This is a genomic window from Planktothrix sp. FACHB-1355 (assembly GCF_014748295.1).
GTDB classification, from domain to species: Bacteria; Cyanobacteriota; Cyanobacteriia; order Cyanobacteriales; family Aerosakkonemataceae; genus Aerosakkonema; species Aerosakkonema funiforme_A.
The window spans coordinates 1-8,034 of sequence record NZ_JACJUP010000197.1; the positions used below are offsets into that span (position 1 = coordinate 1).

Consider the following 8,034-nt stretch of genomic DNA (forward strand, 5'->3'; position numbering starts at 1 on the left):
TGTTGGAGTTGAAGAACACCATTAACATCATGGTGGATCAACTCAATTCTTTTGCGTCTGAGGTAACTCGCGTAGCCCGTGAGGTGGGTGCAGAAGGAAAACTGGGTGTACAAGCCGAGGTCAAAGGGGTAGGTGGCACTTGGAAAGACCTGACTGATAATGTGAACTTTATGGCTGGTAGTTTGACTGACCAAGTGCGGAACATTGCTGTTGTCACGTTAGCGATCGCTAATGGTGACCTTTCTAAGAAAATTACTGTTGATGTAAAAGGGGAAATTTTAGAGTTGAAAAACACCATCAATACGATGGTGGATCAACTCAACTCCTTTGCTTCGGAAGTAACGCGGGTGGCGCGGGAAGTAGGAACGGAAGGGAAACTGGGCGGTCAAGCTTATGTCCGGGGCGTTGGTGGCACTTGGAAAGACCTCACCGATAACGTCAACTTGATGGCAGGAAACTTAACTGGGCAAGTGCGAAACATTGCCGAAGTCACGAAGGCGGTAGCCAATGGCGATTTGTCCAAGAAGATTGCCGTCGATGTGAAGGGCGAAATGCTGGAGTTAAAAGACACGATCAATACGATGGTGGATCAACTCAACTCCTTTGCTTCTGAGGTGACACGGGTAGCGAAAGAAGTAGGTACCGAAGGAAAACTGGGCGGTCAAGCAGAGGTAAAAGGAGTAGCTGGAACGTGGAAAGACCTGACCGACTCGGTAAATTTGATGGCCAGCAACTTGACAGCGCAGGTGCGAGGAATTGCACGAATTGTTACCTCGGTAGCCAATGGGGATTTGAAGCGCAAACTGGTGTTAGAAGCGAAAGGTGAAATCGAGACGCTGGCAGATACGATTAACGAGATGATCGATACGCTGGCGACGTTTGCGGATCAAGTAACGACGGTGGCGCGTGAGGTGGGCATTGAAGGGAAATTGGGCGGTCAGGCGAAAGTACCGGGTGCATCGGGAACTTGGAGAGCTTTAACGGATAACGTTAATGAACTGGCAGCAAATTTAACTACGCAGGTACGTGCTATTGCGGAAGTTGCGATCGCAGTGACCAAAGGCGACTTAACGCGATCGATTTCTGTTGATGCTCAAGGTGAAGTTGCTGTCCTGAAAGATAATATTAACCAAATGATCGCCAATCTGCGGGAAACCACCCAGAAAAACACCGAACAAGACTGGTTAAAAACTAATTTGGCGAAATTTACCCGGATGTTGCAAGGACAGCGAGATTTGGAAACAGTATCAAAATTGATTCTTTCCGAATTAGCTCCCCTGGTGTCCGCACAACATGGTGTATTCTATCTGATGGATTCGTCAAGTACGGCAGTATTCTTGAAGCTACTGAGTACCTACGCTTTTAATGAACGGCAACATTTAGCGAATCGGTTCCAGCTTGGGGAAAGTTTGGTCGGTCAATGTGCGTTAGAAAAAGAGCGGATTTTACTGACTCGCGTTCCCAGTAACTATATCACCATTAGTTCCGGTTTGGGTGAAGCACCGCCCCTGAATGTGGTTGTATTGCCCATTCTATTTGAAGGACAAGTAACGGCAGTAATTGAACTGGCATCTTTCAATCGGTTCAGTGAAATACATTTGACTTTCTTAGATCAATTGACTGAAAGTATCGGGATTGTGTTAAATACGATCGCAGCCGGAATGCGAACGGAAGAACTGCTCAAACAATCTCAATCCCTTACCGAAGAATTGCAGAGCCAACAGAAAGAACTTACCGAAACCAACAAACAACTGGAACAAAAAGCCAAATCCTTACAAACCTCGGAAGAACTCCTGAAAAACCAACAAGAAGAACTGCAAAAAACCAACGCCCAATTACAAGAAAAAGCTTTGCTGCTATCCTCTCAAAATGAAGAAGTTGAGCGAAAAAACCGAGAAATAGACTTAGCACGCTTGGCATTGGAAGAAAAAGCAACACAACTTGCACTCACTTCTAAATATAAATCTGAGTTTTTGGCAAATATGTCTCACGAATTGCGAACCCCGCTGAATAGTTTGCTATTGCTATCAGGACTACTAACCCAAAACAATGATAGTAATTTAACAGAAAAGCAAATTGAGTATGCAGAAACAATTCATGCTGCGGGAACAGATTTGTTGGCATTGATTAATGATATTCTCGATCTAGCTAAAATTGAATCTGGCACTATGTCCGTGCAGCTAGAGCATTTACCGTTCTCCGAACTGAAGAATTTTATTGAACGTACCTTTATCCAGGTAGCGCAAGAGCGTAAATTGAAATTTACAATTGATTTTCATCCCGCTCTACCCAGTGCTATTTACACCGATATCAAACGGCTTCAGCAAATTCTGAAAAACCTACTTTCTAATGCCTTTAAATTTACACAACAGGGAGAAGTTCGATTATCTGTAGCGGTGGTCAATGAAGGATGGGGAATTGACCATGAGGAACTCAACCGAGCGAAACAGGTAATTGCCTTTGCTGTTAGCGATACCGGTATTGGCATTGAGCCGAGCAAACAAAAAGTTATTTTTGAAGCATTCCAGCAAGCAGATGGCACAACTTCCCGCAAGTATGGCGGCACAGGATTGGGCTTGTCGATCAGCCGCGAGATTGCACGATTACTTGGCGGTAAAATTATGCTGGTCAGTCAGTTAGGAAAGGGTAGCACTTTTATCCTTTACTTGCCGCAAAATTATCCAGATATTAAATTAGAATCAGTTGTCGCATCTTTGGGATCTCCTTTATCTTCCTTCCCTCCCATATCTCGCCTATCTGTCTCGCCGCCAGTATCTCCTCCGTCCGATCTACTTCCCCGATCTGTGCCATCTTCAATATCCTCAACATCAGTCATTGGTTGTAGTCCAGTTTTAGACGATCGAGATAAGATTGTGGCAGGCGATCGCATTTTGCTAGTCATTGATGATGACAATGCCTTCAGTCAGATTTTGCTGGACTTCGGACACGGCCAAGACTATAAAATGCTAATAGCTTCTCAAGGAGAAATCGGATTAAGATTAGCGCGTCAATTTAAGCCTGATGCCATAATCCTGGACATTGCGATGCCAGTTCTTGATGGTTGGGTTGTTCTCGATCGCCTCAAGCATGACCTCGCAACCCGGCATATTCCGGTGCATATTATGACTGTAATGCAGGACGATAGTCATCATGGCTTGCGACAAGGAGCAGCATCTTTCTGGCAGAAGCCAATTAGCAATGAAATATTGCGTCAAGCATTTGTCAAAATTCAAACTTATAGCACACAAAATACCCGCAATGTATTACTGTTAGAACCTGACATCAACCAACAACAGCAAATTACCGAGCTACTTGGCAATCAGAATATCCATATAACTGCTGTTAGTAGTGGAACCCAAGCAATAGAGTTGCTGCAAAACCAGCCGTTTGATTGCCTATTGTCGGATCTCATCCTACCTGACATGGATGGCATTAGTTTAATTCAATATATTCGTCAGGAATTCACCAAAAATTCGGGTTTTGAATATCTGCCTATAGTTTCCTATGCTAATCCAGACATCTCCGATCGACAACGACTAACCTTAGAACAAGCTGATACGCTAGTTGTCCTAAAAGATGAGTTGGGAATGCCAAATCTGCTGGATAAAACAGCGCTGATTCTCCATCAACCGATCGATAATTTTTCACCAACCCAGCAACAATTACTCAGACAGTTACAGCAGCGATCTCCTGAGTTGCGCGGCAAGAAAATATTGATTGTAGATGATGATGTGCGAAATGTTTTTGCCCTCACCAGTATGCTGGAGTCTTTTCAGTTAAAAGTAATTTATGCCGATAACGGTCGCAATGGCATCACTATACTGCAAAGCACCCCCGATGTTGATGTGGTGTTGATGGATATCATGATGCCGGAAATGGATGGCTATCAAACTATTAAAACGATCCGGCAGATGGCATCTTTTCAACGGCTACCAATTATAGCTCTGACAGCAAAAGCAATGCAGGGCGATCGCCATAAATGTTTAGAATCGGGAGCTTCGGACTACATTCCCAAACCTGTCGATATTCAGCAACTCCTCTCGCTATTGCGAGTTTGGCTACGCTGTTAGAAGCGCGATCGATATTAGTGCCAGCAGGCAGGATAAAAAGCTTTTAAAGTCAGCTTTTTCAGCTTTTTCAGCTTTTTCAACTGTGAGTTATTTCTGCCATCCTACGCTAGAGTTCCATTTTTACGAACTTTAACTCATATGACAACCGTTTCTAAGGTCAATATTCTTGTAGTTGACGATCGTCCCGCTAATCTGATGGCATTGACCGAGACGTTAGCGCCATTGAAACAAAATGTCGTGAAGGCAATTTCTGCTGACGAAGCTTTAAAGCATCTCCTACAACAGGAGTTTGCTGTCATTTTATTAGATGTGCAAATGCCGGGAATGAATGGATTTGAGCTTGCTAAAATTATTCATTCCCGTCCGGCAACCTGCCATACTCCCATTCTCTTTTTAACGGCGATAAATCGCGATGCAATGTATATTTTGAAAGGTTACTCATTAGGAGCCGTAGATTATTTACTAAAACCCCTCATTCCAGAAATTATACTCGCAAAAGTTTCTGTTTTTGTCGATTTATTTCAAAAAAACGCCGAACTAAAAAGGCAGGCAGAAGAACTGCGAACGGCTTACAATATTTTGCAAGTAAAAGAACAAGAGATAAATCGAATTAACCACAATCATCAATTAATTCTCAATGCAGTTGGAGAAGGAATTTATGGTGTAGATTACCAAGGTAAAACAACATTCCTCAATCCAGCCGCTGCCAAAATGTTGGGTTACACTATCGAAGAAGCGATTGGAAAACCTGAATGTTCGATCTTGAATTCTAAGGTCGGAAAGAATGGCGATCGCGCTTTTAAGTGTCCAATTTGCGCCTCGTTAAAAGATGGCTTAGTTCATTATAACGATCGGGCAGAATTCCAACGTAAAGACGGTTCTTACTTTCCAGTAGAATATATCTGTACTCCCATATTAGAACAACATGAAATTATCGGTGCAGTAATCACTTTTAAAGACATTACCGAACGGCGTAATATTGAACGAATGAAAGACGAGTTTATTTCAGTTGCCAGCCATGAATTACGGACGCCACTAACAACGATTCAAGGTTCTCTTAAACTGCTAGCAAGAGGAGTTTACGATGGCAAGCCGGAAAAAGCGAAAGAAATGCTAGAAGTTGCTCTACGAGGAACCGATCGCATGATTCGATTAACTAACGACCTTCTAGATCTGCAACGTCTCACTACTGGTAAATATAATTTGAATAAGCAATTGTGCATTGCATCTGACTTAATCCAACAAGCAATTGCCGATGTTCAGCGTTTTGGAGATCTCTCTAAAGTAACTTTGCAAGTCTATCCTATTTCTGTGCAAGTTTGGGCCGATCCAAATGCGATCGTGCAAACTCTCACAAATTTACTTAGTAATGCGATTAAATTTTCCCCAGCTAATACCACAGTTTGGTTATCAGCAGAAGTCATTGAAAGCCATGAAAGATTTGCGCGATCGTTTCAGTCTAAAATCGCTTTACCCTGTGTTCTCTTTAAAATCGAAGATCGAGGACGAGGTATTCCAGCCGAAAAATTAGAAATCATTTTTGAACGATTTCAACAAATTGATGTGTCAGATTCCCGTGAAAAAGGTGGTAGCGGACTCGGTTTAGCAATTTGTAAAAGTATCGTGCAACAACACGGTGGTTCGATCTGGGCTGAAAGTATTTTAGGGCAAGGAAGCATTTTTTATTTTACATTACCTTTAACCTTGGACTTTGGCCAAAAGGAAATGGAGCTTAAACTAGATTGCGGTACTCGATACTAATACTCGATTTCGTCCCATTGCCTTCGCTTGGTATAGTGCGGCATCGGCGGCTCGATAAATTTCTTGCAAGTTAGCGCCATCCTGAGAATATTCAACCACTCCTGCACTGAAAGTCACCTGAAATGTCTGATTATTATTATCAGTAAACTTCTGCTTGCACCAGGTTTTTAGGAAGTCAGTCAGCCGCTTTGCACCCAGAGATCGCGTTATACCATATATACCTAAAACAAATTCCTCACCGCCCCAACGAGCAGCAATTTAACAAGGATTAAAGCCATGAATTTTGTCAACAAGAATCGAGCGAGTGAAATTTTGTCAAAAAGCCCTCGGACTCTGGTTAGGTATCGAAAGCAAGGGATTTGGTAGAAGGAATTCACTGTGCATTTGTAGGACATGAGTGGTTGTACTTTGAAGCTCTGAACTGCTACAGTTCCCTTTCGATTTCGATGGCCTGCCATGAGAAGCCCTTGAAACTTGGTATCTTAAATTTATCCTTTTAGATGGCTCAAAGTGTCATGCTATGTCATAGCCATCGATGATATCCAGCGGTAGAGAAACCCTAATTAAAAGCTTAAAACCCGCTGTATAAGCGGGTTTCTGCCTATCGGAGCGGCGGGATTCGAACCCACGACCCCTACTACCCCAAAGTAGTGCGCTACCAAGCTGCGCTACGCCCCGATTTCGATGCTTTACTAATATAGCACATATAAATAGATTGGCAACTAGAAAACTTGCAAAACTTGAATTGCTTGCAGTAAGCCGGGAACTGCGGAAGCTGGCCAAGTGCCTTCACACTGTCGATCGCTATTTATAATAAAGTGAAGGCTGTAGGCGTGGGGATAGCCCTCCACTTCCATCCAGAGCAAATCGCTTTCGGCTTCGCAGGCAATTTTCTCCTCGTCCATCAACTCGCTAGCCATATGGCTCATTGTTCCTGCCAATTGCGCCAGCAATCGACAAAAATCGTTTAATTCCGCCTCGGTTAGCTCAAATGCCCAGTCATCTCCACCGACTAAACCTTTGAATTTAGCAGCTTCCGGATTCCAGCCAATGCGCCAACCCGTTCCGCTTTTAACTATACGCTCCATTATTTCATTTTAGATTTTGGATTTTGGATTTTAGATTTTAGAGTCATTTCGCATTAACGAGGATAGCCTGTGAAAAGTAAAATTCCTCCGGGACTGATCGTCAAACTCGGAAAATTCACCTGGACAACGATGTGGAATGTGATGATGTCTCGCATTGCGCCACGCAATCGGTCAGGAGAATACATTCGTCCAGCCAGTCAATTCAACTATACTGTCAGTACCGCAGAAGACAACCCCTATCAACCGGCGGCGGGGCGTTACCATCTTTACGTGGGGCTTTCCTGTCCTTGGGCCCATAGAACTTTGGTTGTGCGATCGCTCAAAGGACTGCAAAATGCGATCGGAGTCTCGATCGCCTCACCTTCCTCCGACGAAGGAATTTGGGTATTCGATCGCCCAGAAGAAGGTTGTACCACCCTACCGCAACTATATCAATTAGCAAAACCAAGCTACAACGGACGTTGCACAGTACCCGTCCTGTGGGATAAACAAACTAACACAATTGTCAATAACGAAAGCGCCGAAATAATAGTAATCCTGAACTCGGCTTTCAACGAATTTGCCCAGCATCCCGAACTTAATCTGTATCCAGAAGAACTCAAAGAAACAATCGATCGCTGGAACGATAAAATTTATCATGCAGTCAACAACGGCGTCTATCGTTGCGGTTTTGCACAAACTCAAACCGCTTACGAAACAGCTTGCGACGAACTCTTTGCCGTTCTCGATGAAATAGATGAAAAACTTGCCAGTAGCCGATATTTGTGTGGCGAGATATTAACCCTAGCAGATGTGCGTTTGTTTACTACCCTATTTCGTTTTGATGCAGTCTACTACGGATTGTTCAAATGCAACAAAAAGAGAATTCAAGATTACCAAAATCTAGGGGCTTACCTCCGCGATTTGTATCAGCTTCCCGGTGTTGCAGACACTTGCGATGTAGAAGCTGTCAAGCGAGATTATTACGGTAATTTGTTCCCCCTCAATCCAGGCGGTATCATTCCCAAAGGGCCAGATGTAACCAACTTGCTGAAACCGCACAATCGATTTTAGATTTTGGATTTTGGATTTTGGATTACTCCCTTCCCGCCGTAATATTATCGATCGCAAGTTAC

At 43.5% G+C, this 8,034-nt stretch carries 5 protein-coding genes and 1 tRNA gene; 3 read left to right on the forward strand and 3 right to left on the reverse strand.

Features of this window, described 5'->3' with window-relative positions; genetic code table 11:
- The first annotated feature begins 29 nt into the window (after positions 1-29).
- Positions 30-4,070: a response regulator gene (locus H6S82_RS11135; RefSeq protein WP_347339486.1), complete on the forward strand. Its 4,041-nt coding sequence runs from the start codon at positions 30-32 to the stop codon at positions 4,068-4,070.
- 138 nt (positions 4,071-4,208) lie between these two features.
- A complete protein-coding gene (locus H6S82_RS11140) occupies positions 4,209-5,831 on the forward strand; it encodes an ATP-binding protein (RefSeq protein WP_190467914.1) in 1,623 nt (540 codons plus the stop codon).
- On the opposite strand, the gene H6S82_RS11145 is transcribed toward H6S82_RS11140, so the two are convergent.
- From H6S82_RS11145 to H6S82_RS11155, 3 genes are all read right to left on the reverse strand, one after another.
- Positions 5,808-6,089 (reverse strand): diguanylate cyclase, encoded by a 282-nt coding sequence (locus H6S82_RS11145; protein WP_191056227.1) that lies wholly within the window; start codon positions 6,087-6,089, stop codon positions 5,808-5,810. The two genes, H6S82_RS11140 and H6S82_RS11145, sit on opposite strands and share 24 nt — an antisense overlap.
- A 346-nt stretch (positions 6,090-6,435) precedes the next feature.
- Positions 6,436-6,509: transfer RNA gene (locus H6S82_RS11150), tRNA-Pro, on the reverse strand.
- Between the two features lie 44 nt (positions 6,510-6,553).
- The gene (locus tag H6S82_RS11155; RefSeq protein WP_190467911.1) at positions 6,554-6,919 is read right to left on the reverse strand and encodes a DUF1818 family protein; all 366 of its coding nucleotides are present in this window, start codon (positions 6,917-6,919) and stop codon (positions 6,554-6,556) included.
- A 129-nt stretch (positions 6,920-7,048) separates the two neighbouring features.
- Here H6S82_RS11155 and H6S82_RS11160 point away from each other — a divergent pair, with 129 nt between their 5' ends.
- Positions 7,049-7,972 (forward strand): glutathione S-transferase family protein, encoded by a 924-nt coding sequence (locus H6S82_RS11160; RefSeq protein WP_190467947.1) that lies wholly within the window; start codon positions 7,049-7,051, stop codon positions 7,970-7,972.
- The last annotated feature ends 62 nt before the right edge of the window (positions 7,973-8,034 follow it).